This is a genomic window from Jatrophihabitans sp., from assembly GCF_036388195.1.
In the GTDB taxonomy this organism is placed as follows: Bacteria; Actinomycetota; Actinomycetes; order Mycobacteriales; family Jatrophihabitantaceae; genus Jatrophihabitans_A.
In genome coordinates, this window is the sequence record NZ_DASVSG010000090.1 from 21,344 (window position 1) to 46,015 (window position 24,672).

At 71.4% G+C, this 24,672-nt stretch carries 25 protein-coding genes; 3 read left to right on the plus strand and 22 right to left on the minus strand.

Features of this window, described 5'->3' with window-relative positions; genetic code table 11:
- Positions 1 to 417: 417 nt before the first annotated feature.
- Positions 418 to 765: a histone-like nucleoid-structuring protein Lsr2 gene (locus VF612_RS09645; RefSeq protein ID WP_408659641.1), complete on the minus strand. Its 348-nt coding sequence runs from the start codon at positions 763 to 765 to the stop codon at positions 418 to 420.
- A 159-nt stretch (positions 766 to 924) separates the two neighbouring features.
- A complete protein-coding gene (lysS, locus tag VF612_RS09650; RefSeq protein ID WP_408659642.1) occupies positions 925 to 2,427 on the minus strand; it encodes a lysine--tRNA ligase in 1,503 nt (500 codons plus the stop codon).
- Between the two features lie 116 nt (positions 2,428 to 2,543).
- On the opposite strand from lysS, the gene VF612_RS09655 reads away from it, so the two are divergent.
- Positions 2,544 to 3,356, plus strand: coding sequence for a class I SAM-dependent methyltransferase (locus VF612_RS09655; protein ID WP_408659643.1), 813 nt, complete (start codon positions 2,544 to 2,546; stop codon positions 3,354 to 3,356).
- A 10-nt stretch (positions 3,357 to 3,366) separates the two neighbouring features.
- Here VF612_RS09655 and VF612_RS09660 read toward each other — a convergent pair whose 3' ends face one another.
- From VF612_RS09660 to VF612_RS09680, 5 genes are read right to left on the minus strand one after another with little or no spacing between them, the layout of a single operon-like run.
- Positions 3,367 to 4,131: a type III pantothenate kinase gene (locus VF612_RS09660; protein ID WP_408659644.1), complete on the minus strand. Its 765-nt coding sequence runs from the start codon at positions 4,129 to 4,131 to the stop codon at positions 3,367 to 3,369.
- Entirely contained in the window at positions 4,131 to 5,057 is a 927-nt protein-coding gene (nadC, locus tag VF612_RS09665; RefSeq protein ID WP_408659645.1) for a carboxylating nicotinate-nucleotide diphosphorylase, read from the minus strand. Before nadC ends, VF612_RS09660 begins: the two co-directional genes overlap by 1 nt.
- A 10-nt stretch (positions 5,058 to 5,067) precedes the next feature.
- Positions 5,068 to 6,765: an L-aspartate oxidase gene (locus tag VF612_RS09670; RefSeq protein WP_408659646.1), complete on the minus strand. Its 1,698-nt coding sequence runs from the start codon at positions 6,763 to 6,765 to the stop codon at positions 5,068 to 5,070.
- Between the two features lie 13 nt (positions 6,766 to 6,778).
- Positions 6,779 to 7,627 (minus strand): pantoate--beta-alanine ligase, encoded by an 849-nt coding sequence (gene panC / locus VF612_RS09675; protein WP_408659647.1) that lies wholly within the window; start codon positions 7,625 to 7,627, stop codon positions 6,779 to 6,781.
- Positions 7,624 to 8,517, minus strand: coding sequence for a Rossmann-like and DUF2520 domain-containing protein (locus VF612_RS09680; protein ID WP_408659648.1), 894 nt, complete (start codon positions 8,515 to 8,517; stop codon positions 7,624 to 7,626). Before VF612_RS09680 ends, panC begins: the two co-directional genes overlap by 4 nt.
- Positions 8,518 to 8,602: 85 nt before the next feature.
- On the opposite strand from VF612_RS09680, the gene VF612_RS09685 reads away from it, so the two are divergent.
- Positions 8,603 to 8,935, plus strand: coding sequence for a hypothetical protein (locus VF612_RS09685; protein ID WP_408659649.1), 333 nt, complete (start codon positions 8,603 to 8,605; stop codon positions 8,933 to 8,935).
- Here the strand turns inward: VF612_RS09685 and VF612_RS09690 are convergent.
- From VF612_RS09690 to dacB, 11 genes are all read right to left on the minus strand, one after another.
- The gene (locus VF612_RS09690; protein ID WP_408659650.1) at positions 8,932 to 9,816 is read right to left on the minus strand and encodes a hypothetical protein; all 885 of its coding nucleotides are present in this window, start codon (positions 9,814 to 9,816) and stop codon (positions 8,932 to 8,934) included. The genes VF612_RS09685 and VF612_RS09690 overlap by 4 nt on opposite strands.
- An 86-nt stretch (positions 9,817 to 9,902) precedes the next feature.
- The gene (locus VF612_RS09695; RefSeq protein ID WP_408659651.1) at positions 9,903 to 10,352 is read right to left on the minus strand and encodes a DUF3180 family protein; all 450 of its coding nucleotides are present in this window, start codon (positions 10,350 to 10,352) and stop codon (positions 9,903 to 9,905) included.
- Between the two features lie 7 nt (positions 10,353 to 10,359).
- The gene (folK, locus tag VF612_RS09700; protein ID WP_408659652.1) at positions 10,360 to 10,857 is read right to left on the minus strand and encodes a 2-amino-4-hydroxy-6-hydroxymethyldihydropteridine diphosphokinase; all 498 of its coding nucleotides are present in this window, start codon (positions 10,855 to 10,857) and stop codon (positions 10,360 to 10,362) included.
- The gene (gene folB / locus VF612_RS09705) at positions 10,854 to 11,285 is read right to left on the minus strand and encodes a dihydroneopterin aldolase (protein WP_408659681.1); all 432 of its coding nucleotides are present in this window, start codon (positions 11,283 to 11,285) and stop codon (positions 10,854 to 10,856) included. The genes folK and folB overlap by 4 nt, the downstream gene beginning before the upstream one ends.
- 11 nt (positions 11,286 to 11,296) lie before the next feature.
- On the minus strand, positions 11,297 to 12,139 hold the full coding sequence (gene folP, locus VF612_RS09710; RefSeq protein WP_408659653.1) for a dihydropteroate synthase: 843 nt from the start codon (positions 12,137 to 12,139) through the stop codon (positions 11,297 to 11,299).
- Positions 12,136 to 12,708, minus strand: a complete 573-nt coding sequence (folE, locus tag VF612_RS09715; RefSeq protein ID WP_408659654.1) for a GTP cyclohydrolase I FolE — start codon at positions 12,706 to 12,708, stop codon at positions 12,136 to 12,138. Before folE ends, folP begins: the two co-directional genes overlap by 4 nt.
- 21 nt (positions 12,709 to 12,729) lie before the next feature.
- On the minus strand, positions 12,730 to 15,030 hold the full coding sequence (gene ftsH, locus VF612_RS09720) for an ATP-dependent zinc metalloprotease FtsH (protein ID WP_408659655.1): 2,301 nt from the start codon (positions 15,028 to 15,030) through the stop codon (positions 12,730 to 12,732).
- Between the two features lie 342 nt (positions 15,031 to 15,372).
- Positions 15,373 to 15,912: a hypoxanthine phosphoribosyltransferase gene (hpt, locus tag VF612_RS09725; RefSeq protein ID WP_408659682.1), complete on the minus strand. Its 540-nt coding sequence runs from the start codon at positions 15,910 to 15,912 to the stop codon at positions 15,373 to 15,375.
- Between the two features lie 84 nt (positions 15,913 to 15,996).
- Positions 15,997 to 16,983 carry a tRNA lysidine(34) synthetase TilS gene (gene tilS / locus VF612_RS09730; RefSeq protein WP_408659656.1) on the minus strand — a complete coding sequence of 329 codons (987 nt, stop codon included), beginning with the start codon at positions 16,981 to 16,983 and terminating at the stop codon, positions 15,997 to 15,999.
- A 2-nt stretch (positions 16,984 to 16,985) separates the two neighbouring features.
- Positions 16,986 to 18,032 carry a zinc-dependent metalloprotease gene (locus tag VF612_RS09735; RefSeq protein ID WP_408659657.1) on the minus strand — a complete coding sequence of 349 codons (1,047 nt, stop codon included), beginning with the start codon at positions 18,030 to 18,032 and terminating at the stop codon, positions 16,986 to 16,988.
- 24 nt (positions 18,033 to 18,056) lie between these two features.
- Positions 18,057 to 19,472 carry a D-alanyl-D-alanine carboxypeptidase/D-alanyl-D-alanine endopeptidase gene (gene dacB / locus VF612_RS09740; protein WP_408659658.1) on the minus strand — a complete coding sequence of 472 codons (1,416 nt, stop codon included), beginning with the start codon at positions 19,470 to 19,472 and terminating at the stop codon, positions 18,057 to 18,059.
- Between the two features lie 84 nt (positions 19,473 to 19,556).
- On the opposite strand from dacB, the gene VF612_RS09745 reads away from it, so the two are divergent.
- A complete protein-coding gene (locus VF612_RS09745; RefSeq protein ID WP_408659659.1) occupies positions 19,557 to 20,060 on the plus strand; it encodes an inorganic diphosphatase in 504 nt (167 codons plus the stop codon).
- Between the two features lie 143 nt (positions 20,061 to 20,203).
- Here VF612_RS09745 and VF612_RS09750 read toward each other — a convergent pair whose 3' ends face one another.
- The 4 genes from VF612_RS09750 to mqnC all read right to left on the minus strand — a co-directional run bounded on the left by VF612_RS09750 (position 20,204) and on the right by mqnC (position 24,577).
- The gene (locus VF612_RS09750; RefSeq protein WP_408659660.1) at positions 20,204 to 22,036 is read right to left on the minus strand and encodes an MDR family MFS transporter; all 1,833 of its coding nucleotides are present in this window, start codon (positions 22,034 to 22,036) and stop codon (positions 20,204 to 20,206) included.
- Positions 22,029 to 22,478 carry a MarR family winged helix-turn-helix transcriptional regulator gene (locus tag VF612_RS09755; protein WP_408659661.1) on the minus strand — a complete coding sequence of 150 codons (450 nt, stop codon included), beginning with the start codon at positions 22,476 to 22,478 and terminating at the stop codon, positions 22,029 to 22,031. The genes VF612_RS09750 and VF612_RS09755 overlap by 8 nt, the downstream gene beginning before the upstream one ends.
- Before the next feature lie 140 nt (positions 22,479 to 22,618).
- Positions 22,619 to 23,320, minus strand: coding sequence for a demethylmenaquinone methyltransferase (locus VF612_RS09760; protein WP_408659662.1), 702 nt, complete (start codon positions 23,318 to 23,320; stop codon positions 22,619 to 22,621).
- A gap of 69 nt (positions 23,321 to 23,389) precedes the next feature.
- Positions 23,390 to 24,577 (minus strand): cyclic dehypoxanthinyl futalosine synthase, encoded by a 1,188-nt coding sequence (mqnC, locus tag VF612_RS09765; protein ID WP_408659663.1) that lies wholly within the window; start codon positions 24,575 to 24,577, stop codon positions 23,390 to 23,392.
- Positions 24,578 to 24,672: the final 95 nt, after the last annotated feature.

The window sequence follows — 24,672 nt, forward strand, 5'->3', positions numbered from 1 at the left end:
AAACCGCCGTGCAGGCCTTCGATCCTAGTCGTCACTGGTGACCAGGGTGGCGCTTCGATCCCCGCGTCTGCTCTCAGCGAACGCTCTCTAAGCGTACGCCGACTTAACAAAACCGCCGGATGAACGGGTAGACAACGTCAGGGTCGCATTCGCGGGGTTGTCATAACAGCGTCGGAGGCAGGTTTATGCCACAAAGCGCAGAAGGGGAGGACGGAGGACGGAGGACGCTGGAGCGGCACAGTTCAGCCGGGGGAGCAGTCATCCGGCGGCAGCATCCGGCCGCACGGATCCAGCCGCGGAAATCGGCCGGGAAGCATCCCCGGCCGCGGAAACCACGACGCCCGCCGAGCCGTGCCGGCTCGGCGGTGCAGTCGCGAAACTCCGCCCGAGAGCGGATCGATCCAGAAAGCGGATCGATCAGTGAGAGGAGTTGTAAGCCTCGAAGATGCTGGCCGGGATACGGCCGCGCTCGGACACCTTGTGACCGTTCTTGCGCGCCCACTCCCGAATGGCCTGCGTTTGTTCGCGGTCGATACGAGCTCCGCTGCGCGCCGGCCGGCCGGGCGTTCCCTGCCTCGCCGCGGTGACGCGGGACGCACGGCGGGCGTGGCCTACAAATGGGGCCAGCACCTCACGCAATTTATCGGCATTCTCGGCAGAGAGATCGATCTCGTACCCAGAACCGTCGAGGCCGAAAGCGACCGTCTCGGTGGCGGTTCCGCCATCTAGGTCATCGACGAGTAGTACCTGGATCTTCTGGGCCATCGGACTTCCAATCTGAGGAGAGACGTTTGAAGGATTAGCTGGGTGCCCTCGACCATTAAAGCACTGGAAGGCCGAGGATGAGATATCGAAACGCCATGGTGTGGACAACATCCGACGATCCGGCGACCCTCGCAGCACTATCGAACGTCTACAGACTGGCTACAGGGGCTTGAGAAGCGGGAATAGGATGGTTTCCCTAATTCCCTTGCCTGTCAGCATAGCGATCAAACGATCCACACCGAGGCCCATTCCGCCACTCGGTGGCATGCCGTATTCGAGCGCCTGCAAGAAGTCCTCGTCCAGTTCCATAGCATCCGGATCCCCGGCGGCGGCAGCCAGTGATTGCTCCACCAGCAGCCGGCGTTGCTCGACGGGGTCTGCCAATTCAGAGTACGCCGGCGCCATCTCCACGCCACCGATGACCAGATCCCATGCTTCGGCAAGCCGGGGATCGGACCGGTGCGGGCGCGCCAGCGGCCGGACCGACCGGGGATAGTCGCAGACGAAGGTCGGTTGAATTAGCGTATGTTCCACCAACTTCTCATATAACTCCAGAACTATCTCCCCGGCATCCCACTCGGGCTTGAGAGCGACATTTCGCCGGGCGGCGAGCTCGGCCAACCGGCACTTGTCGGAGTCCGGGGTAACGGATTCGTCAACCGCGGCGGACACTAGATCATAGATTGAGGCCCACCGCCACTCCGTAACGAGATCGATATCAGCGCCATCGCCGGTCCGGGGCGTTTCGACGCCGACCGCGCTAGCCGCATCCAGAATGATGGCGCGCGTCCAGTGGGCCATCGAGTTGTAATCGCCGTAGGCCTCATAGGCCTCGAGCATGGTGAATTCAGCCGAATGGGTGGAGTCGATGCCTTCGTTCCGGAACGTCTTGCCGATTTCGAAAACACGATCGATTCCGCCCACCAGCACCCGCTTGAGATATAACTCCAGCGCGATTCGCAGCGACATGGGCTGGTCGAATGCATTGAGGTGGGTCTGGAATGGACGGGCTGCAGCCCCGCCGTGGATGGACTGCAGAATCGGCGTCTCCACCTCGACAAATCCGTGCCGGTTGAGCGTGCTCCGGATCGAGGCGAGCACCTCGGCCCGCATCAGAACCATGCGGCGGGCGTCCGGGCGCACGATCAGGTCGACATAGCGTTGCCGGACCCGGGTCTCCTCACTCATCGGCTTGTGCGCCACCGGCAGCGGGCGCAGCGCCTTCGCCGTCATCCGCCAGGCATCGGCCAGCACCGACAGCTCACCCCGGCGCGAGGAGATGACCTCGCCGGTCACGAAGACCTGATCGCCGAGGTCGACATCTGCCTTCCAGGCAGCCAGCGCCTGCTCACCGATCCGGTCGGCCGAGAGCATCACCTGCAGCTCGACGCCGCCCTCGCGCAGGGTCGCGAAGCACAGCTTGCCGGTATTGCGGACGAAGATGACCCGCCCGGTCACCCCGACCTGCTCGCCGGTCTCGGCCCCGGCGGCCAGATCCGGGTACGCCTGCCGGACCTGGGCCAGCGTGTGGGTGCGTGGCACCGTCACCGGAAACGGCGCCCGCTCCGGGTCTGCCATCAACCGGTCGTACTTCGCACGCCGGATCCTGACCTGTTCGGGGAGGTCGTCGTTGGCTTCGGCGGCGGTGCTGGGATCGGTCACCGTTTCACCCTATCTGCGCCCGAAACCGGCTCGGCGCTGCCACCGCGCGGACGTGGTCCAGCCGGGCCGCCACTAACCGGCACCCGCTCCGCAGCGTCGCGGTTAGGGTCGCAGGCATGACCGAACCGCGGCCGGGCCCGGACCCGCAGCCGATGCCCCACCAGCAGGGCAGGCGCCATGACCTGCCCGCCTCGCCGTTCGCCCGGTCCTTCGGGTCGCAGGCCGACCGCTACGACCGGGCCCGGCCGTCCTACCCCGCCGCGGCGCTGGACCTGGCGCTGGCCCGGCCGGCCGGCGCCGGGAAGGCCGGCCGGATCCTCGACATCGGCGCCGGCACCGGCAAGCTGACCGCCACGCTGCTCGGCCGGGGCGCGGAGGTGGTGGCCGTCGAGCCCGATCCGCAGATGCTGGCGGTGCTCGCCGACCGGCTGCCACAGGTCCGGGCACTGGCAGGCTCCGCCGAGCGCATCCCGCTGCCGGACCGCTCGGTCGACGCCATCGTGGCCGGCCAGGCCTTCCACTGGTTCACCCGTCCGGACGCCGACCGCGAGTTCGCCCGGGTGCTGCGCCCGGGCGGCGTGGTGGGCCTGATCTGGAACTTCCCCGACCGCAGCCGGGAATGGGTGTCGAAGCTGTACCAGCTCACCAAGCAGCCCGAGGTGCCCTGGGCGGACAACTTCGATCCCCTGGACCCGGCCCTGTTCGGGCCCGCCGAGCAGGCCACGCTGCCCTTCGAACACCGGCTCGCGGGCCCGGAGGGGCTGCGGGACCTGGTGCACACCTGGAGCTGGGTGATCACCCGCTCCCAGGCCGACCAGGCCGTCATCGATGACCGGCTGCGGATCCTGATCAGCCAGTACGCCGAGTTGCAGGCGCCGGTGGTGGTGCTGCCACAGCACACCACGGTCGTCCGGCAAGCGCTGCGCTGAGCCGTACCGCTCAGGTGTTGCGTTCGAAGATCAGCCGGAGCCCGAGCAGCGTCAGATCCGGCTCGTGCCGGCGGACCGTCTCGGCGTGCTCGACCACCAGCGAGGCCAGCCCGCCGGTGGCGATCACCTCGACCGAGCCGGGCGCCTCGGGCACCAGGGTGGCCGCGATCCGCCGGACCAGGCCGTCCACCTGGCCGGCGAAGCCGTAGAGGATGCCCGACTGCAGCGCCTCGACGGTGTTCTTGCCGATCGGGGACCGGGGCGCGATCAGCTCCACCTTGCGCAGCTGGGCGGCTCGGGCCGCCAGGGCGTCCAGGGAGATCTCGATGCCGGGCGCCAGCGCGCCGCCGAGGAACTCGCCCTTGCCGCTGACCACGTCGAAGTTGGTGGACGTGCCGAAGTCGACCACGATGGCCGGGCCGTTGACCAGGTGGAAGGCCGCCAGGGTGTTGACGATCCGGTCGGCGCCGACCTCCTTGGGGTTGTCGAACAGCAACGCCACCCCGGTCTTGATCCCCGGCTCCACCAGCACGGTGGGCACCCCCGGCCAGTACCGGCTCAGCATCGCCCGCAGCTCCCGCAAGGCCGCCGGCACCGTCGAGCAGCCCGAGATCCCGGTCACCGGGACGTCCTGCAGCAGCCCGGTGAAGGTCAGCATCAGCTCGTCGGCGGTGTTGCGGGCATCGGTCTTCACCCGCCACGAGTGCATCAGCTGGTCGCCCTCGAAGATGCCCAGCACGGTGTTGGTGTTGCCGATGTCGATGGCCAGCAGCATCAGCCGTCAGCCCCTGCGTGCGTCGCGCCGAGGTAGGTCAGGTCCAGCCCGATGTCGAGCACCGGCGCCGAATGGGTCAGCGAGCCGACCGCGAGGTAGTCGACCCCGGTGCCGGCTACCGCGGCCGCGATCTGCAGGCTCAGCCCGCCGGAGGCCTCCAGCTTGACCCGGCCACCGGTCGCGGCCGCCAGCGCCACGCAGCTGCGCAGCTCGGCGAGGTTCATGTTGTCGAGCAGGATCAGCTCCGCCCCTGCCCCGATCGCCTCCTCGCACTGGGCGACCGTGTCGACCTCCACCTCCACCGGGAGCTCCGGAGCGGCGGCGCGGACCAGCTCGAACGCCTTGCTGACCGAGCCCGCGGCGGCGACGTGGTTGTCCTTGATCAGCGCCGCGTCCGACAGCGACATCCGATGGTTGACGCCGCCACCGCAGCGCACCGCGTACTTCTCCAGCGCCCGCAGGCCGGGCAGGGTCTTGCGGGTGTCCCTGACGCTGGCGCCCGAGCCGCGGACGGCGTCGGTCCAGATCCGGGTCAGGGTCGCCACCCCGGACAGGTGGGTGAGCAGGTTCAGCGCCGTCCGCTCGGCGGTGAGCAGGTCCCGGACCGGCCCCGACGCGCTCAACAGCACCTCGCCCGGACGCACGATGGCGCCGTCCGTGGCCATCAGCCGTACCCGCACCCGGCCCTGGCCGACCACCGCGAAGACGTAGCCGGCCACCGCCAGTCCCGCCAGCACCCCGGCCTCCCGGGGCACCGCGTCGACCTGACCCTCCTGGTCCGCTGCGATGGTGGCCGCGGTGGTCACATCCGGGCCGTCGGCCAGGTCCTCGGCCAGCGCCCGGTCCACCACGTCGGCGACCATCGCCGGGCTCAGACCCCCGGCCTGCAGGGCGTCCAGTATCGCGGGATCGATCGAGCCGCTCATGCCGCAGTCCTCATGGATGCAGTCCTCCCGGATGTAGTCCTTCTGCAGGTAGCTGGTGCGATGACGGGATGTAGTCGGTAGAGATGGTGCCGTCCGGTCCGAGCCGCAGATCCAGGTGCCCGCACCAGCGCTGGTCGTCGCGATCGGGATGGTCCTCGCGCCAGTGCGAGCCGCGGGTCTCGGCGCGGCGGCTGGCCGCGGCCACCAGCGCGCTGGCCACCGTGAGCAGGTTGGTGGCCTCCCACGACTCGGTGCGCGGCTCGCTGCTGCGCTGGGCGGCGAGCTTCTGCAGGCCGGCCGCTGCCCGGGCCAGGCCGGCGGCGTCGCGGATCACCCCGGCATCGGCCGACATCTGCTGCTGCAGCGAGCGCCGGATGCCGGCCGCGGCGATGCCCTTGCCGCGGACGTCGATCCCCAGGTCCAGCAGCGGCGAGCCGGCCGGCACGGTGCTCAGCACGTCCGCGGCGATCCGCCGGCCGAAGACCAGCCCCTCCAGCAGCGAGTTGGACGCCAGCCGGTTGGCGCCGTGCACCCCGGTGCAGGCCGCCTCTCCGCAGGCATACAGCCCGGCCACCGAGGTGCGGCCGGACAGGTCGGTGGCGATGCCCCCGGAGGCGTAATGGCAGGCCGGCGCGACCGGGATCAGGTCGCTCACCGGATCCAGCCCGAGCGAGGTCAGGGTCGCCAGGATGGTAGGGAACCGGACCCGCCACTTCTCGGCGCCGAAGTGCCGGGCGTCCAGCCACATGTGCTCGGCGCCGGTCTCGCGCATCCGGCGCAGGATGGCCTTGGCCACCACGTCCCGGGGAGCCAGGTCGGCCAGCTCGTGCTGGCCCTGCATAAACCTGACCCCCTGGCCGTCCAGCAGCACCGCGCCCTCGCCGCGGACCGCCTCGCTGACCAGCGGCTGCTGCCCTGCCGCGCTGCCGCCGAGCCACAGGACGGTCGGGTGGAACTGCACGAACTCCAGGTCGCGTACCACCGCCCCGGCCCGCAACGCCGCGGCCACCCCGTCCCCGGTGGAGACCGGCGGGTTGGTGGTGGCGGCGTAGATCTGGCCGATGCCGCCGGTGGCCAGCACGAAGGCCCGGGCCCGCACCGCGCCGACGCCGTCCAGCTGCCCCTCTCCCATCACGTGCAGGGTGACCGCGCCGACTCCGCCGCCGGTGGTCGGAAGCAGGTCCAGCACCAGGGCGTGCTCGATCACCTCGATGCCGGGGGTGGCCAGCACCGCCGCCACCAGCGCCCGCTCGATCTCGGCTCCGGTGGCGTCGCCGCCGGCGTGCGCGATCCGGTCGGCGTGGTGCCCGCCCTCCCGGGTCAGCGACAGCTCGCCGGTGCTGGAGCGGTCGAACCGGGTACCGAGCTCGATCAGCTCCCGGACGGCCTGCGGGCCCTCGTCCACCAGCACCCGGACGGCGTCGACGTCGCAGATCCCGACGCCGGCCACCAGGGTGTCCTGCAGGTGCGCCTCGGCGCTGTCATCGGGCCCGAGCGCCGCCGCGATGCCGCCCTGGGCCCACCGGGTGGAACCGGCTGCCAGCACGTCCTTGGTCACGACCAGCACCCGCAGGCCCGAGCCCTCCGGGCCGCCGGCGGCGATCCGCAGGGCGGTGGTGAGCCCGGCGATCCCGGAGCCCACCACCACCACGTCGGTCTCGACGATCCAGCCCGGCGGCGGGGCGAGCAGCCGCTGCGGAAGGTTCATCGGCGCAGCTCCCTCATGGGCACAGCTCCACGGCGACATTGTCGATCAGCCGGACGGAGCCCACCCGGGCGGCGATGAGCAGCCGGGCAGGACCGGCCGCCGGCGCCGGGCCGAGCTCCGGATCGCGCAGCTCCAGGTAGTCCACGTCCACTCCGTCGGCGCCGGTGAGCACCTCGCGGGCGGCAGCAAGCACCGCCGCAGCGGACCCGGCGGCGGCGCGGCCGGCAAGCAACGCGGCGCTGAGGTACCGGGCGCGGGCCCGCTCGGACGGCGAGAGCAGCAGGTTGCGGCTCGACAGCGCCAGCCCGTCCGGCTCCCGGACGGTCGGCGCCGACACCACCTCCACCCCCTGGCCCAGGTCCTGCACCATCCGGCGGATCAGGATCAGCTGCTGGTAGTCCTTCTCGCCGAAGAAGGCCCGGTCGGGCCGGACGGCGGCGAACAGCTTGGTCACCACGGTCAGCACGCCGTCGAAGTGGCCTGGCCGGTTCGGGCCCTCCAGCTGAGCGGCCAGCTCACCGGCGGTGACCCAGACCTGCGCCGGGCCGCCCGGGTAGATCTCCTCGACCGTCGGCACCCACACCAGATCCACCCCGTGCTGCTCGCACAGCGCCAGGTCCTGCTCCAGCGGGCGCGGGTAGCGCTCCAGGTCACCCGGTTGGGAGAACTGCATGGGATTGACGAAGATGCTGGCCACCACCACGTCGCACCCGGTCCGGGCGGCGTCCAACAGCGCCAGGTGGCCGGCGTGCAGGGCGCCCATCGTCGGCACCATGCCCACCGTCGCGTCCGGCCCGACCTGCTCGACCAACCGCGCCCGGGCGGCGGCGAGCTCGTCCCGAGTCCGGACCAGCCGGGTCACCGGCTGTCGCCTTCGGCCTGCTCGATGCCTTCGAGCAGGTCGGCGCACTGCAGCCGGGTCAGCCGCCCCGCCGCGTGCGCGCGCTGCATGGTGCGCAGCGCCATCGCCAGGTACGGCTGCAGGTACGCGGTGCCCCGCAGGGCCCGGATGTGGGCCTCCAGGGTGCCGCGGTCCCCCCGCGAGACCGGGCCGGTCAGCGCCTCGTCGGCCAGCCGCAGCGCGTTGTCCAGCGATGCCCCCAGCAGCGGCGCCAGCAACCGGGTCGGGTCCTCGACCCCGGCCGCGGCCAGGACGTCGCGGGAGTCGTTGACCAGCGTGACCAGGTGGTTGGAGCCCATCGACAGCGCGGCGTGATAGCCGGGCCGGGCGGATTCGGGTACCCAGACCGGCTCGCCACCGAGCTCCAGCACCAGCGTCTCGGCCACGGGACGGAACTCCTCGGGCGCGGTCACCCCGAAGGCGGCGCCGTCCAGGCGTTGCAGGTCCTCGGGGCGTCCGGCGAAGGTCATCACCGGGTGCAGCGCCATGCCGACCACGCCGGTGCTGATCACCGGGTCGAAGATCGCGACGCCGTTGGCGCCGGAGGTGTGGACCGCCAGCTGGCCGACCTGCCAGGCGCCGGTCGCGGCCAGTCCCTGGATCAACCCGGCCAGCTCGGTGTCGGGCACCGTCAGCAACACCAGGTCGGCCCGCGCGACCGCCTCGTCGGCGGGGATCAGCGGCACGCCGGGCAGCAACCGCTCAGCCCGCCGCTGGGAGTCGGCGCTGACGCCGGTGCCGGCGACCACCTGGTGCCCGACCCGGCCGAGCGCCGCGCCCAGCACCGATCCGACCCGGCCGACCCCGATGACGGCAACCCGCAACCGCGGGGCGTCACCGGATTGGATCACGGCGTTGAGCCTAGTAGGCCGCCTCGCCCGGTTGGTGGCCGCGTCAACACGCGGATCTGCCCTGCTTGGGCTAGGTTCAGCGGCTGTGAACGACCTGCAGTCCGCCGTCGCCAGAGCCGCTGACCAAGCCGGTTCGCACAGCACCGCTCCGGCGCTGCTGCTGCAGGCTGCTGCCGCGCTGGGCAAGCTGGCCGAGCTGGCCAATGCCGCGACCGAGGGAGGCCGGCGGCCGTTCCGCATCCCGCCTAACTGGGAACCGGAGCTGGCCGAGCTCGCCTACCTGGTGTATCTGCTGGCCGATCAGACGGCGGTCGACATCGACGCGACGGTGCGGGCGCTGGCCGGCCGGGTCAGCGATGCGGCTGTCGACCTGCGGGCGCAGGCTGTCGACGGACGCGACAGCGGCTGGTTGAGCTAGCGCTCGGCCTGGACGAACCGGCCGGCCGGATCGCTGTCGGCTCGGCGCCTGCCCTGATAGCGGGCCTCCCCCTGGTCGGGATCGGGGGCGTGGCGTCGGCCCGCCTGCTCCTCGGCAGCGGCCCGGGCATTGTCGGCCGCGGCCCGGGCATCCGGTGGTTCGGCGGTCGGCGGCGGGAACTCGACCAGCTCGGCATCGACGATCTCGGCGGGCCGCCGCGGGAAGTCCTGCGCCGTCCTGGCGAGAACTGTCTGGGCAGGCGCGGCGATGCCCTCCTGGGTGGCGGCGGCGAGCCGGCGGATCTCGTGCTGCAGCGCCTCCAGGTCCGAGCCGATCACCCGGGTGGTCTCGATCCGCTCCAGGCGCAGCTGCCCACCCAGCTTGTCGAACACCTCGGCACGCAGCGCAGCGACCTCCTCGCGCAGCGAACCCAGCTGTTCGACCAGCACCTGCTCGAGCTCGCGACGCAGCGAGCTCTCCAGCGCCAGCTCCGATTCCCGCCGCGCCTGGGCCTCGCGCGCCAACTGGAGCTCATCGAACTGGCGCAGCTGGATCTCCTGGGAGAAGGAGGCCTGCCTGGCCGCCTCGAGCTGCTCCTGCTGCTCGGCGAACACCTTGAGCTGGGCCTCGTGCAGCTCCGCGGCCCGGGACCGGACCTCGGCGAGCTCGGCCTCGGCCGTCTGGCCGTACTGGCCGCCGGAGGGCCCGAAGACCAGGCAGGCGGCGATCAGGGCCGACCACAACCCGAGCAGCACGCCGAGCTGCAGCGGCTTCTGGCTGGAGCCGAACACGACCAGGCAGACAGCCGCGGCGCCAAGGGCGGCCGATGCCACGCCAGCCGCTCTGCGCGGGATGCCCCCGGACGGGGCGACACGCTGCATATCGGGGAGTGTAGGCCAGCACCCGGGGACCGCAATCGCAACTTCGACGTTGCCCGGCGTGCCGTCCGGCGGCCGCTCGAACCGGGTCAGCGGCGGTCGTGCTGTGGGTCGATGCCAGCCCGTTCCAGCAGCAGACCGGCCACCAGCAACCCGGCGGTGACCAGCATCAGCAGGTAGCCGACCAGCAGGTCGTGCCCGGCCGTGTTGGCCTCCCCGGACGACGGCAGCAGCCTCAGCACCAGCGCAGCGGCAGCCCCGGCTACCACCGCCGCGACCAGGGCGGTGGCCTTGCCCAGGGCGACGGCGCGGGCAACCGCCAGCGCGGTCATCGGCTTGGCCTGGGGCTGGTGCCGCACCGCCGCGCGCACCCGGCGGGCGATGACCAGCTCGGCGATGGCCAGGGCCGCGATCGGCAGCACGATGAACCACTGGAACGGCGGCAGCGACTCGTAGCCGATCCGCAGCAGGGCGTAGATCAGGCCGGCGGCCAGGACGAAGGGGATCAGCAGGTCGGCTAGCCCGGTCCGGCGCATCATGGCCGCATCATGGCCGCAGCTCGGTTGCCGGCAGCAGCTGGACCGCCGCCACCTCGTCCGCGGGCAAGGCCTGCATCAGCTCCAGCACCGAGCCCCGTCCGGGTAGCTGGGCCTCCGGGTCCACCGACCACCACGGCACCAGGACGAAGGCCCGTTCGGCGGCCCGGGGATGCGGCAAGGTCAGCTCCGGGTCCTCGCTGACCACGTCATCGACGGTGATCACGTCCACGTCCAGGGTGCGCGGTCCCCAGCGCTGCTCGCGGACCCGGCCGGCCGCCTGCTCACAGGCCTGCGCGCGGGCCAGCCAGTCCGCCGGACCTGCCGCGGGATCGGTGACCAGCAGCACGGCGTTGAGGAACGGCTGCTGTTGCACCGGCCCCCAGGGCGGGGTCTGGAAGACCGGCGAGGCAGCCGTCAGGTACGGCTCCAGCGCGGTGACCGCCGAGCGCAGCTGAGCGAGCCGGTCCCCGATGTTGGACCCGATCGACAGCACCGCGCTGCTCATCGGGCCGGCTCCCCGGCGCGCTCGCTCCGGGTCCGCCGGATGGTCACCGAGACGTCGGCGAAGCTCAGCGGGATGGGTGCCTGCGGCTTGTGGACGGTGACGGTCGCGGCGGCCACCCGGGCATCGGACAGGCACACCCGGCACAACCGGTCGGCCAGCCGCTCCAGCAGGTTCACCGGCTCTCCGCCGATCACGGCGGCCAGCGCCTCGGCCAGCTCGCCGTAGTGGACCGTGTCGGCCAGCTCATCACTGGCCGCCGCCGCCGTGGTGTCCACCTCGAGCTCGACGTCCACCACGAAGTCCTGCCCGTCGGCGCGCTCGAAGTCGAACACCCCGTGGTGGCCGCGGACCCGCAGCCCGGTGAGGGTGATCCGGTCGGCCGGCTCGCCGTCGGCCGGCTCACGACCGCCCTGCTCGCGGCCGGTCACAGCGCGGCCGGTCACAGCGCGGCCCGGAGCGCGGCGGCCACCAACGCCGCGTCGACATTGGGCGCCACCTCGTGCACCCGCACTCCCCAGGCCCCGTTGAGCGCGGCGAACATGGTGAGCGCGGTGGTGGCGGCTTCACGTCCGGAGGTCGGCCGAGGGCCCTGCGAGTCGGCCAGCAGCGTGCCGAGGAAGGACTTGCGCGACGAGCCCACCAGCACCGGCAGCCCGGTGCCGGTCAAGGCCTCCAGCTGGGCCAGCAACGCCCAGTTGTGGGCGGCCTGCTTGGCGAATCCGAGTCCGGGATCGAGCACCAGCTGGCCGGGGTCGACGCCGGCGGCCACGGCCTCGTCCACCCGGGCCATCAGCTCGGCCCGCACCTCGGCGACCACATCGTCGTAGCGCGCCAGCTCAGCCATGTTGGCCGAATGGCCACGCCAGTGCATCAGCACCCAGGGGCAGCCGGCATCGCGCACCACCCGGGCCATGTCGCGATCTCCGAGCCCGCCGGAGACGTCGTTGACGATCCGAGCCCCGGCCGCGATCGCCTGCTCGGCGACGGCCGCCCGGTAGGTGTCGACGCTGACCGTCAGGCCCGCCGCGGCCAGCTCCCCGATCACCGGCAGCACCCGGCGGGCCTCCTCGGCCGCGGCCACCCGGAGCGCGCCAGGGCGGGTGGACTCGCCGCCGACATCGATCAGGTCGGCGCCCTCGTCGGTCATCCGCTGCGCGTGCGCCACCGCGCTGTCGAGGTCGGCGTAGCGGCCGCCGTCGGAGAACGAGTCCGGGGTCACGTTCAGCACGCCCATCACGATCAGCCGGTCGGTGCGTACCGGCAGGCCGGACGGATGGGTCATCGCCCGAGAATGAGGCTCATCGCCTCGGCCCGGGTGCGCAGGTCGCTCTTGAAGATCCCCCGGACGGCCGAGGTCACGGTGCGGGTGCCGGGTTTGCGGACGCCGCGCATCGCCATGCACAGGTGCTCGGCCTCCACCACCACGATCACGCCGCGCGGCTCCAGCTTGCGCATCACGGCGTCGGCCACCTGGGCGGTCAGCCGTTCCTGCACCTGCGGGCGCTTGGCGTAGAGGTCCACCAGCCGGGCCAGCTTGGACAGCCCGGTCAGCCGGCCGTCCACGCCCGGGACGTAGCCGACCGCCGCGGTCCCGTGCCAGGGCACCAGGTGATGCTCGCAGATGGAGTACAGCGGGATCTGCTTGACCAGCACCAGCTCGTCGTGGTTCTCGTCGAACGCGGCGTGCAGCACCTCGTCGGGGTCGACGTGCAGCCCGGCGAAGATCTCGCTGTAGGAGCGCGCCACCCTGGCGGGGGTGTCACGCAGGCCTTCCCGGTCCGGATCCTCCCCGATGGCCAGCAGCAACTCGCGAACGGCGGCCTCAGCCCGAGCCAGATCGACCTGGGTCATCCAGCGAACCGGCCGGACGGCTCAGCGGTGATCATCGCCCTGCCCGAAGGGCCAGTGAGAGCGGCTGGACTGCCCGGGATCGACGGTGGGCAGCTGCTGGGTGTCCTGGTCGTCCGACCCGTGCCGGGAGCCGTTGCCCGAGCCGTTGTCCGAGGACGCCGAGGCGCCTGAGGGCGGGTATGCCGAGGCGCCCGAGGACGGGTAACCGGCATCCAGCGGCGGGTAGCTCTGCGGCGGCGGGTAGCCCGGTGACTGCGGGTAGCCCGGCGCCGGCGGGTAGTTGACCGACTGCGGGCGGGGGTCGGCGACGGCCTCCTGGGGCTGCGGGTAAGCGCCGCTCGGGTAGCCGCCGGCCGGCTGCGGCTCGACCTGGGGCGCTCCGTGCTTGGCCAGGCCGTTGGACGAGCCGTTGGACCGGGTGGTCGAGGGGATGTCGATCGGCGGGCGGTCGGACGGGGTCCGCTTGCCGAAGCCGGCGAAGGCGCTGTGCGGCGGCCGCTTGTGCACCGGGGCCAGGATCCGCTCGAGGTCCTCCTTGTTCAGCGTCTCCCGCTCGGCCAGCTCCAGCACCAGCTGGTCCAGGACGTCGCGGTACTGCACCAGGATCTCCCACGCCTCGTCGTGCGCGGCCTCGATCAGGGCCCGGACCTCCTCATCGATCCAGGCGGCGATCTCCTCGGAGTAGTCCCGTTGGTGGCCGTAGTCGCGGCCCATGAACGGCTCGGCGTCGGACGTGCCGTACTTCACCGCGCCGAGCTTGGCGCTCATGCCGTACTCGGTGACCATCGAGCGGGCCAGCGCGGTGGCCTTCTCGATGTCGTTGGACGCGCCGGTGGTGGGCTCGTGGAACACCAGCTCCTCAGCGGCCCGGCCACCGAGGGCGTAGACCAGCTGGTCCAGGATTTCGGCCCGGGTCTGGGTGTAGCGGTCCTCCAGCGGCAGCACCAGGGTGTGGCCGAGCGAGCGGCCACGCGGCAGGATCGTGACCTTGTGCACCGGGTCGAGGTTGGGCATCGCCCAGGCGGCCAGCGCATGGCCGCCCTCGTGGTAGGCGGTGACCCGCTTCTCCTTGTCGCTCATCGCGCGGGTCTTGCGCTCCGGCCCGGCGATGACCCGGTCGATGGCCTCTTCCAGCGCCTCGGTGGTGATCAGCCGGCCGTTCTGGCGGGCGGTGAGCAGCGCGGCCTCGTTGATGACGTTGGCGAGGTCGGCGCCGGTGAAGCCCGGGGTGCGCCGGGCGATGGTGTCGAGGTCGACGTCCGGGGCGAACGGCTTGCCCTTGGCGTGCACCTCGAGCACCGCCTTGCGGCCGAGCACGTCGGGCGGCGCGACCGCGATCTGGCGGTCGAAGCGGCCCGGGCGCAGCAGCGCGGGGTCCAGGATGTCCGGACGGTTGGTGGCCGCGATCAGGATCACGGTGCCCTTGACGTCGAAGCCGTCCATCTCGACCAGCAGCTGGTTGAGGGTCTGCTCGCGCTCGTCGTGGCCGCCGCCCATGCCGGCGCCGCGGTGCCGGCCGACGGCGTCGATCTCGTCGACGAACACGATTGCCGGCGCGTTGGACTTGGCCTGCTCGAACAGGTCACGCACCCGGGAGGCGCCGACGCCGACGAACATCTCGACGAAGTCGGAGCCGGAGATGGAGTAGAACGGCACGCCGGCCTCACCGGCCACCGCGCGGGCCAGCAGCGTCTTGCCGGTTCCGGGCGGGCCGTAGAGCAGCACGCCCTTCGGGATCTTCGCCCCGATCGCCTGGTAGCGGGCCGGGTTGGACAGGAAGTCCTTGATCTCTTCCAGTTCCTCGATCGCCTCGTCGGCGCCGGCGACATCGGCGAAGGTGGTCTTCGGGGTGTCCTTGCTGACCAGCTTGGCCTTGCTGCGGCCGAAGCTCATCACCTTCGAGCCGCCGCCCTGCAGGTTGGACATCACGAAGAAGAGCACGAAGGCGATCAGCAGGATCGGCAGCAGCGACAGCAGGATGCTGACGAGCGCGTTCTGCTTGCTGATCTTGGTGGCCAGGCCCTCCTCGCCCACCTTGGCGCGCACCTCGTTGAAGATGGTCAGGCTCGCGTCGCTGGGGTAGGACGCGTTGATCTTGGTCTTGCCGTCGAAGGGCGACTTCAGATCCAGGTCGATGGTCTGTTCTTTGTCGTGGATCGTCGCCGTCTTGACGTTGCCCGAGGAGATCTGGGCGAGCGCTTCGGAGGTCTTGACGGACTTGTACGAGCTTCCGCCGGACAGCATCTGCGGCAGGGCGAAGAGCAGGATGACTGCGACAGCGATCCACAGTATCGGTGAGCGAGCGAGGCGCTTACGATCCATTTTGCGTCCGCCCGGTTCATTGACAACCGGGCGAGTCCTCCTGATCAAGGGCCGGGAAATGCTGGTTCGGACGGTACACGCAGGTATTTGGGCCTGCAGTAATCGAACGCTGCGCGGAGCGAGGGAGTTCCTCCACTACCACAATATGTGAGCTAGGCCTATCAGCACCCTTCGGCCTGCCGTGGCTTCGCCGGCAGCTTTGCTAGCCGCCGCAGCGCAAAGACATGATCTCCGGAGCGGGCGACTCCGTCACCCGCCGTAGCGCAAAGACATGATCTCCGGAGCGGGCGACTCCATCACCCGCCGTAGCGCAAGACATGATCTCCGGAGCGGGCGACTCCGTCACCCGCCGTAGATGGAAGGCTTGAGGCGTCCGATGTAGGGCAGGTCGCGGTAGCGCTCGGCGTAGTCCAAGCCGTACCCGACGACGAACTCGTTCGGGATGTCGAAACCGACATAACGCACCGGAACCGGCACCTTGGCCGCGTCCGGCTTGCGCAGCAGCGCCACCACCTCCACCGAGGCGGGGTTGCGGGCCTGCAGGTTCTTCAGCAGCCAGGACAAGGTCAGGCCCGAGTCGATGATGTCCTCGACGATCAGGATGTCGCGGCCGGTGACGTCGCGGTCGAGGTCCTTCAGGATCCGGACCACCCCCGAGGAGGTGGTGGACGAGCCGTAGGAGCTGCAGGCCATGAACTCCATGGTCGAGGGCCGGCTGAGCCCGCGCGCCAGGTCGGACATGAACATCACCGCGCCCTTGAGCACGCCGACCAGCAACGGCTCGCGGTCGGCGTAGTCGGCGTCGATCTGCCGGGCCAGCTCGGTGATCTTGGCCCGGATGTCCTCGGCGGAGACCACCACGGCCTCGATGTCGTCGTCCAGGACGGACACTCTCACTCCTCGATGGACTCAGGGGGCATGGAACCCAGAGATGGACTCAGGGGGATGGACTCAGCAGGAACGGATTCAGCGGGGGTGGGACTCGGCGGGCGCCGTACCCGGCGCGATGAGCCATAGCGTGCCAGACGCCCGTCGCGCCCCGTAACCGCCCGGCAGGTCGATCGGCCCCTGGCCCCGCCAGTCCCGCACCAGCCGCCACAGCTCGAGCACGTGCCCGGCGGTCAGCGGCCCGGCGCCGGCGCGTTCGGCCCAGGACTTGAGCACCCGGCTCAGGATGCCGTCCGGGTGCCTGCCGAGCAGCTCGACGCTCAGGCCACCGGCCGGGACGGCGGCTGCCGCCAGGGCGAGATCGGCCAGCTGGTCCAGGGTGTCGAGGTCTGCCTGCAGCTGCTCCGCGGTGCGCGCCAGCGCCTCGGTCACCCCGCCGGCGAGCACGTCCTCCAGCAGCGGCAGCACCTCCTTGCGCAAGCGGGTGCGCCGGAACCGGAAATCGGCGTTGTGCGGGTCATGCCAGACCGGCAGGCCGAGCGCCCGGCAGGCGGCCTCGGTCTGCGAGCGCCGCAGCACCAGCAGCGGCCGCAGGTAACCGTCCTGCTCCGGGCGCATGCCGGCGATCGAGCGCGGGCCCGAGCCCCGTCCCAACCCCAGCAGGACGGTTTCGGCCTGGTCATCGGCGGTGTGCCCGAGCAGCACCAGCCCCTGGTCGAGGAACGGCCGCAGCGCGGCGTACCGGGCGGTCCGGGCGGCGCCCTCCGGACCGCCGGCCCGGCCGACCTCGACCCGCAACACGTGCACCGGGTCCAGCCCGAGCTCGTAGCCGAGCGCGCCGACCCGGCCGGTCTGCTCGGCCGAGCCCGGCTGCAGGCCGTGATCGATGCACACCAACCCGGCCGGACGTCCCGAGTGGGCGCTGTCGAAGGCCAGCGCGGCCGCCAGGGCGAGGGAGTCCGCACCACCGGAGCAGGCCACGAAGGCGGGCGTGGCCACCGGATGGCCGGCCAGCGCCCGGCGTACCGCGAGCCGGACGGCGGCCACCGCCGGATGCGGCCCCATCGCTAGCCGTGCACCCGTTTCACCCAGTCCGCCGGGACGGCTATCTCGGCCTTGGTGGGCAGCGTGTCCTTCGACGTCCAGACCGCGTTGAAGCCGTCCAGGCCGATCTGATCCACCACCGACCGGACGAACTGCGAGCCCTGGGTGTACTGGCGGGTCTTGGCGTCCATGCCGAGCAGGCTGCGCAGCAACCGGTCCAGCGGATTGGCGCCCCGGCGGCGGCGGGCGGCGAACTTGCGCTCGATATCGCCCTGGGACGGGATCACCGAGGGCGGCACGGCGTTCATGACGTACTCGGCGTGGCCCTCGACCAGCGACATGAAGCCGGTGACCCGGTCCATCACCTCGCGGGTCTCCGGTGAGGCCAGCGCGGTCAGCAGGCCGTTGCCGTTCCCGCCGCCGCGGGCCGCCTTCGCCAGCTCGGAGACCAGGCTCTTGACCCGCTCGCCGAGCGCCTCGGGATCGAGGTCCAGGGCGTCGGTCAGCGCGTGGATCTCGGTCAGCATGTGCTCGCGCATCCACGGCACGGCGGTGAACTGCACCCGGTGGGTCACCTCGTGCAGGCAGACCCACAGCCGGAAGTCGCTGGGGTCGACCTTCAGCGCCCGCTCGACCGCGACGATGTTCGGCGCCACCAGCAGCAGCTGGCCGTTGTGCGCCGAGAAGAACTCGTACTGGCCGAGCACCTTGCCCGACAGGAAGGCCAGCACCGCCCCTGCCTGGGCCCCGGTCACCCGGCCGCCGACGGCGGTGGCCAGCTTGCCCGGGCGCTTGTCGGCGATCAGCTTCTCGGTGAGCGGGTCCATCACCGCGGACATGCTGGCCACGTTGGCCGTGATCCAGCCCGGCCGGTCCACCACCACGGTGGCCGAGGTGACCGCGGGCTCGGTCAGCCGGGTCAGCTCGGCGACCTGGGCGGCCGCCCGCTCGGTGGCCTCCCGGAGCTCCCGCACGGTGGCCTGCGCCTGGCCGGCGGTGACCTCCGGCGGCTGGGGCGCCAGGGCCCGAGCGCTGCGTTCGGCAACCGACCAATCGACCAAGGACGTCATGGTCCTCACGGTACCGGCGCGGTATCAGCGGCAACCGCACCGGACCAGGGCCGCGACCAGGTTGTCGACCGCGCCGCGGCTGGAGCTGTCGAAGGCGGCCGGCGCCTGGTCGGCGACGAAGCTGAACACCAGCAGCCGGCCGTCGGCGTCGGTGAGCAGGCCGGCCATCCCGGAGACCCCGGTCAGGGTGCCGGTCTTGGCCCGGACGGAGCCGGCCGCGATGGCCGCCGGCCCGCTGAACCGGTGCTCGTCCAGCAGGGTGCCGTCCCAGCCGGCGATCGACAGCCCGCTCAGCAGCGGCCGCAGCCGGCTCTGCTTGCCGTTCACCGCCGCCAGCAGGGTGGCCGACAGCGCCGCCGCCGGGATCCGGTCCAGCACCGACAGGCCGCTGCCGTCGACCATCCCGTCGCCGATCTTGATGCCGGCCGAGGCCAGGGTGGCGCTGACCGCGGCGGCCGCGCCCTCGAAGCTGGCCGGCCGGGAGGTGGCGATCGCGACCTGCCGGGCCAGCACCTCGGCGATCACGTTGTCCGAGGCCCGCATCATCTGCTCGACGAGGACGCTGACCGGGGCGGAGCGGATCTGCCCCAGCACCTTGGCGCCGGCCGGCGCGCTGCCCCGGCTGACCGCAGCCCCGCCGAGCGCGGCGGCCAGGGCATTGCCGGCTGCCAGATCCGGCTCCGCCGACCGGATCTCGTCGTCCGGGGCGTCCCGGCCGGCGTCGACCATGGTGGCCGTGATCAGGCTCGCGTAGGCGGACGGGGTGTCCTCGGTGCCCCAGCCCGGCGCGGTGGCCGGGCCGGTGAAGGCGGAGTCGTCCACGAGCACCTGATCGACCCGGGCTCCGGCCAGGCTGGCCCGCACCCTGGCCGCCAGGTCGGTGATCCGGGCCGCTTCGGCGTACCGGGTGGGCTTGCCGGGTCCGGCCGCCGACAGCGTCGGGTCACCGCCGCCGACCAGCACCACCACACCGGGCTGGTCGCCTGCCACCACCCGGGTGCTGAACCGGTCGGTGGGCTGGCGCACGGCCAGCACCGCGGCGGCGGTCAGCAGCTTGGCGGTCGAGGCCGGGGCCACCTGCTCGGCGGACCGCTGGTCGAACAGCAGCGTCCCGGTGCCGGCGTCGAAGACCTGGCCGGCCACCGACGGGCCGAGCTCCGGGTCGGTCAGCTCGTCGGCCAGCGCCGCGGCGACGCCGGCCGGCGTCGGAGCCGGGGCGTCCGGACGGGCGGCGGCGGCAGCCGGCGGGCCAGACGCCGACGACAGCAGCGAGGCCACTCCGGGCGGCGCGGCGGTGGGCGCCGGAACCCGGATCGGGGTGAAGGCCCGATCGGCCAGGAACTGCCGTCCCGCGCCGACGCCGAGGTAGCCGGTGACAGCCAACAACAGCGCCAGGACCAGCAGCACCAGCCTGGCCGGCGTCGTTCTTGGGCGTGCCACGGTAGGCCACAATAAAGGCATCCGTCGCGCGAGCGAAGGCGGCGCGTTCCGCAGCAGCCGGAACGCCCGTGAAAGGGGCCCGCAATGCAAGAGTTCGACGTGCTGATCGAGATCCCGAAGGGCAGCCGCAACAAGTATGAGGTGGACCACGCGACCGGCCGCATCCGGCTGGACCGGACGCTGTTCACCTCCACCCAGTACCCCGCCGACTACGGCTACATCGAGAACACCCTCGGCGAGGACGGCGACCCGCTGGACGCGCTGGTGCTGCTGCAGGGCGACCCGCTGTTTCCCGGGGTGCTGGTGCTGTGCCGGGCCATCGGCATGTTCCGGATGACCGATGAGAAGGGCGGCGACGACAAGGTGCTGTGCGTGCCTGCCAACGATCCCCGGCTGGAGCACCTGCGCGACATCCACCACCTCGGCGAGTTCGACCGGCTGGAGATCCAGCACTTCTTCGAGGTCTACAAGGACCTGGAGCCGGGCAAGAGCGTCGAGGGCGCGTCCTGGGTGGGCCGGGCGGAGGCCGAGGCCGAGATCGACGCCAGCCGCGCGCGGCTGGCCGAGAACCCCGACGCGGTGCACTGACAGCGGTGGGATTGCCCCGGCCGATGCCCTCAAGCTGGGCGCTCAGCCGCCGATAGATGCGGTACTGACCCCTCCAAGGCAGCCGAACGCCGGCCCGTCACCCCAGTGACCAGGCCGGCGTTCGCACGTCCGGGCCCTGCCGGTCAGCGGCCCCCGCCGTCGCCCGCGCCGAGCTGCGCCGCGGGCCGGTCGTTTCCGGTTCCCGTCCCGAGTGGCGCCGCGGGGCGGGAGTCGGTTTGCGCGCCGGGCCGGTCGTTTCCGGTTCCGGTCCCGAGCTGGGCTGCGGTCCGCTCGTCGACCTGCGGAGCGGGGTTGCCGGCCACCGCCGCGGCCGCGGCAGCGCGCTCGGCGGCCTGGGCCTCCAGCCCGGACTCCATCCGCAGCTTCACTTCCTTGAGGAAGAAGCTCAGCAGGAACGCCGGCAGCACCACGAACGCCGCGACCAGGAACACCGTGTCCATCGCCTGGGCGAAGCCGGTCAGGAACGGCTCGCGCAGCACCCGGGCGCCGCTGTTGAGGAAGCTGGTGTCGTTGAGCTGGTCGGTCGAGCCGCCGGAGATCGCCCGCAGCGCCCGGGCGATCACGCCGTTGGCCGGGTCGCGCAGGGCCTCCTGGAACTGCGGCGTCTGCGCGGCGGCCCCGACGTTGTCGCCGACGTGCCGGGCGGCGCCGGAGAAGAAGATGGTCAGGAAGATCGCGGTTCCGAACGTGCCGCCCATCGACCGGAAGAAGGCCGCCGAGGCGGTGGCCACTCCCACCTGCGAGGCCGGCACCGCGTTCTGGGTGGCCAGCACCAGGGTCTGCATGCAAGCGCCGAGGCCCGCGCCCAGCAGCATCATCAGCGGCGCGAGCTCCAGGTAGCTGGTCTCGGCGCTGATCCGGGACAGGCCCAGCAGCGCCACGAGCAGCAGCCCGGTGCCGATGATCGGGAAGATCTTGTACCGGCCGGTCCGGGACGTGATGATGCCGCTGGCCATCGAGACCGACATGATCCCGACCATCATCGGCAGCAGCGACAGCCCGGACTCGGTGGGGCTGAAGCCCTTGACGATCTGCATGTACAGCGGCAGGCAGATGATGCCGCCGAACATGCCCATGCCCAGGATGAAGTTCATCAGCGACGCCACGTTGAAGACCGGCGAGCGGAACATCTTCAGCGGCAGGATCGCCTCGTCGCCGACCCGGCGCTCGATCACCACGAATGCCACCAGCAGCGCCGCGCCGATGACGTAGTACGCCATCGCCTGGCCGGAGCCCCAGCCCCAGGTGCGGCCCTGCTCGGCGACCAGCAGCAGCGAGGTCACGCCCAGCACCAGGCTGGCGGCGCCGAGGTAGTCGATCTTGTGCTCGGTGCGCACGTGCGGGATGTTGAGGTACCGGCTGACCACCGCGAGCGCGATGATGCCGATCGGCAGGTTGACGTAGAACACCCACCGCCAGCCGTCGAAGCCGAGCAGCCGGTCCTGGCCGGCCAGCAGGCCGCCGAGCACCGGGCCAGCGACCGAGGAGATCCCGAAGACCGCCATGAAGTAGCCCTGGTAGCGGGCCCGCTCGCGCGGCGGGAGGATGTCGGCGATGATCGCGAAGGCCAGCGCCATCAGGCCACCGGCGCCCAGGCCCTGGACGGCGCGGAAGGCGGCCAGCCCCTCCATCGAGTTGGCCATGCCGCTGAGCATCGAGCCGACCAGGAAGATCGAGATGGCGAACAGGTAGAACCTCTTGCGGCCGTACATGTCGCTCAACTTGCCGTACAGCGGGGTGGACACCGTCGAGGTGACCAGGTAGGCGGTGGTCGCCCAGGCCTGGTTGGTCTGGCCGTTGAGCCGGTCGGCGATGGTGCGCATCGCGGCCGAGACGATGGTCTGGTCCAGGGCCGCGAGGAACATGCCCAGCAGCAGCCCGGAGAGGATCAGCATGATCTGCCGGTGGGTGAGGCGGCCGGAGCTGTCGAGTTCGGCGACGCGGGGTTCAGCCATTATTGAGTTCCTGTTCCAGTTCGAATGCGTTCTGATCGCCGTACTTCTCGGTGGCCTCGTTGAGCTGCGCCAGCAGCCTGCCGAAGGTGACGATGTCCTCGGGCTGCCAGTCCGACAGCAGCCGCTCGACCCGCCGGCGGCGGCCGCGGGACAGCCGGTCCAGCAGCTGCTGGCCCTCGGTGGTGGCTTCGAGGAGGATGGCGCGGCGGTCCTCCGGGTCGGTGTCGCGGGCCAGCAGGCCCGCCTTCTCCAGGTCCGCGACCTGACGCGAGACGGTGGAGGGGTCCAGGCCGGTCCGCTCGGCGACGGTGGTGAGCCGGGACGGGCCGCAGTGGGCCAGGGTGCCCAGCACCATCAGGGCCATCCGGTCGATCCGGTTGCCGTTGATCTGATGCTTGTACCGGGTCATGTGCATCATCAGGGTGCCGAATTCCCGCTCCACCGTGGAGATGGGATCGGGGGTGTGTGCGCCTGCGTGCGGGGTGGCCGGGCAATTAGATGTTTGTTGCACACATCTAAATTAGCTGCAACGTGCAACTAAGTCAAACCCGCCCGGTGGCCGTTCGGGCGACGAGGAATGGGTCAGTTCGGGCGACGAGCCCAGTGCAGCGCCACCACCCCGCCGGTCAGGTTGCGGTAGTGCACCTCCTGCCAGCCCGCCGCGGCGATCGTCCAGGCCAGCTGCTGCTGGTCCGGCCAGCTGCGGATCGACTCGGCGAGGTAGACGTAGGCCTCGGGGTTGCTGGACACCTTCCTGGCCACCCAGGGCAGCGCCCGCATCAGGTAGTTCAGGTAGAGCTGGCGGAACCCCGGGATCACCGGGGTGGAGAACTCGGCGACCACCAGCCGGCCGCCCGGCTTGGTGACCCGGGCGAACTCGGTCAGCGCGCCGGACACGTCGGCGATGTTGCGCAGGCCGAAGGAGATGGTGACCGCGTCGAAGGCCTCGTCGGCGAACGGCAGCCGCAGCGCGTCGGCGGCCACGAACGGGAGCTGGCGTCGGCCGGCCCGCCGGACGCCGGCTCGCAGCATGCCGAGCGAGAAGTCGCTGGCCACCGCCTGGGCGCCTGAGCGGGCCAGCTCGGCGGTGGAGACGCCGGTGCCGGCGGCCACGTCGAGCACCCGCTCCCCCGGCCGCAGGGCCAGCGCATCCCGGGTGGCGCGGCGCCAGCGCCGGTCCTGGGCGAAGGACAGCACCGTATTGGTCAGGTCGTAGCGTTTGGCCACCCCGTCGAACATCCTGGCGACGTCGTGAGGTTCCTTGTCCAGCGTTGCGCGCGTCATGAGGCTTCCATTGTCACCGATACCCCAGCCCCCGCCGCGACCGGCCGTCGACCGGCGGCGAGGGTCGGCTCAGCTGACGGGGGCGCCGGCCGTCGGCAGCAGCGTCAGCGCGGTGGACGCGAAGTGCGAGTGCACCCGGTCGTCCACCGGGTCATCGGCCGGGTCGGCGTGCACCACCAGGTGCCGGTAGAGGGTGTCGCGCTGCGCCGGGATCCGGCCGGCCGAGCGGATCAGCTCGATCAGCTCGGTGCGGTTGGACCGGTGCCTGGCCCCGGCCGAGGACACCACGTTCTCCTCCAGCATCACCGAGCCGAGGTCGTCGGCCCCGTAGTGCAGGGTCAGCTGGCCGATGTCCTTGCCGGTGGTCAGCCACGAGCCCTGCAGGTGGTTGACGTTGTCGAAGAACAGCCGGGCCAGCGCGATCATCCGCAGGTATTCCAGCGACGTCGCCTGGGTGCGTCCCTTGAGGTGGTTGTTCTCGGGCTGGTACGTCCACGGGATGAACGAGCGGAAGCCGCCGGTGCGGTCCTGCACGTCGCGCACCATCCGCAGGTGCTCGATCCGCTCGGCGTTGGTCTCCCCGGTGCCCATCATGAAGGTGGCGGTGGACTCCACCCCGAGCCGATGCGCGGTCTCCATGACCTCCAGCCACACCTCCCCGGACTCCTTCAGCGGCGCGATCGCCGTACGCGGCCGGCGGACCAGGATCTCCGCGCCGGCGCCGGCGAAGGAGTCCAGCCCGGCGGCGTGCAACCGGGTGATCACCTCGGCGTGCTCCAGCCCGGAGACCCTGCCGATGTGCACCACCTCGGACGCGCCGAGCGAGTGCAGGGTCAGCGACGGGTGCTCACCCTTGATGGCGGCGAAGATCCGCTCGTAGAACTCGATGCCCAGCTCCGGGGAGTGCCCGCCCTGCAACATGATCTGGGTGGCGCCCAGCTCCACCGCCTCGGCGCAACGGCGCAGGATCTCCTCGTCCGTGTGGGTCCAGCCCTCGCGGTGCCCGGGCGCGCGGTAGAACGCGCAGAACTTGCACGCGGTCAGGCAGACGTTGGTGTAGTTGATGTTGCGGTCGATGATGTAGGTCGCGACGTTGTCGGGATAGCGCCGCCGGCGGACGGTGTCGGCGGCCTCGCCGAGCGCGTGCAGCGGAGCCTCGGTGTAGAGCAGCAGCGCCTGCTCCGGAGAAATCCGGCCACCGTCAGCGGCATGCTGCAGCAGGTTCGCGATCTCGACAGGGTCAGCGCGCAGGGTCACCCGCTCAGGGTAGACGGACGGCCGGGCGGCGGCGTGGCCTGCTCAGATAGATGGCTGGTCCGGCGGCGGCGTGGCCTGCTCAGATAGACGGCTGG

Coding starts and splice junctions, on each gene's coding strand:
- VF612_RS09645 (WP_408659641.1), bottom strand. CDS start 765: ATGGCCCAGAAGATCCAGGTACTACTCGTCGATGACCTAGATGGCGGA.
- ftsH (WP_408659655.1), bottom strand. CDS start 15,030: ATGGATCGTAAGCGCCTCGCTCGCTCACCGATACTGTGGATCGCTGTC.
- folK (WP_408659652.1), bottom strand. CDS start 10,857: ATGAGCAGCGCGGTGCTGTCGATCGGGTCCAACATCGGGGACCGGCTC.
- folP (WP_408659653.1), bottom strand. CDS start 12,139: ATGACCCATCCGTCCGGCCTGCCGGTACGCACCGACCGGCTGATCGTG.
- VF612_RS09695 (WP_408659651.1), bottom strand. CDS start 10,352: ATGATGCGCCGGACCGGGCTAGCCGACCTGCTGATCCCCTTCGTCCTG.
- nadC (WP_408659645.1), bottom strand. CDS start 5,057: ATGAGCGGCTCGATCGATCCCGCGATACTGGACGCCCTGCAGGCCGGG.
- VF612_RS09750 (WP_408659660.1), bottom strand. CDS start 22,036: ATGGCTGAACCCCGCGTCGCCGAACTCGACAGCTCCGGCCGCCTCACC.
- VF612_RS09670 (WP_408659646.1), bottom strand. CDS start 6,765: ATGAACCTTCCGCAGCGGCTGCTCGCCCCGCCGCCGGGCTGGATCGTC.
- tilS (WP_408659656.1), bottom strand. CDS start 16,983: ATGGGGCCGCATCCGGCGGTGGCCGCCGTCCGGCTCGCGGTACGCCGG.
- VF612_RS09660 (WP_408659644.1), bottom strand. CDS start 4,131: ATGCTGCTGGCCATCGACATCGGCAACACCAACACCGTGCTGGGCATC.
- VF612_RS09760 (WP_408659662.1), bottom strand. CDS start 23,320: ATGACGCGCGCAACGCTGGACAAGGAACCTCACGACGTCGCCAGGATG.
- VF612_RS09655 (WP_408659643.1), top strand. CDS start 2,544: ATGACCGAACCGCGGCCGGGCCCGGACCCGCAGCCGATGCCCCACCAG.
- folE (WP_408659654.1), bottom strand. CDS start 12,708: ATGACCCAGGTCGATCTGGCTCGGGCTGAGGCCGCCGTTCGCGAGTTG.
- VF612_RS09690 (WP_408659650.1), bottom strand. CDS start 9,816: ATGCAGCGTGTCGCCCCGTCCGGGGGCATCCCGCGCAGAGCGGCTGGC.
- VF612_RS09745 (WP_408659659.1), top strand. CDS start 19,557: ATGCAAGAGTTCGACGTGCTGATCGAGATCCCGAAGGGCAGCCGCAAC.
- VF612_RS09735 (WP_408659657.1), bottom strand. CDS start 18,032: ATGACGTCCTTGGTCGATTGGTCGGTTGCCGAACGCAGCGCTCGGGCC.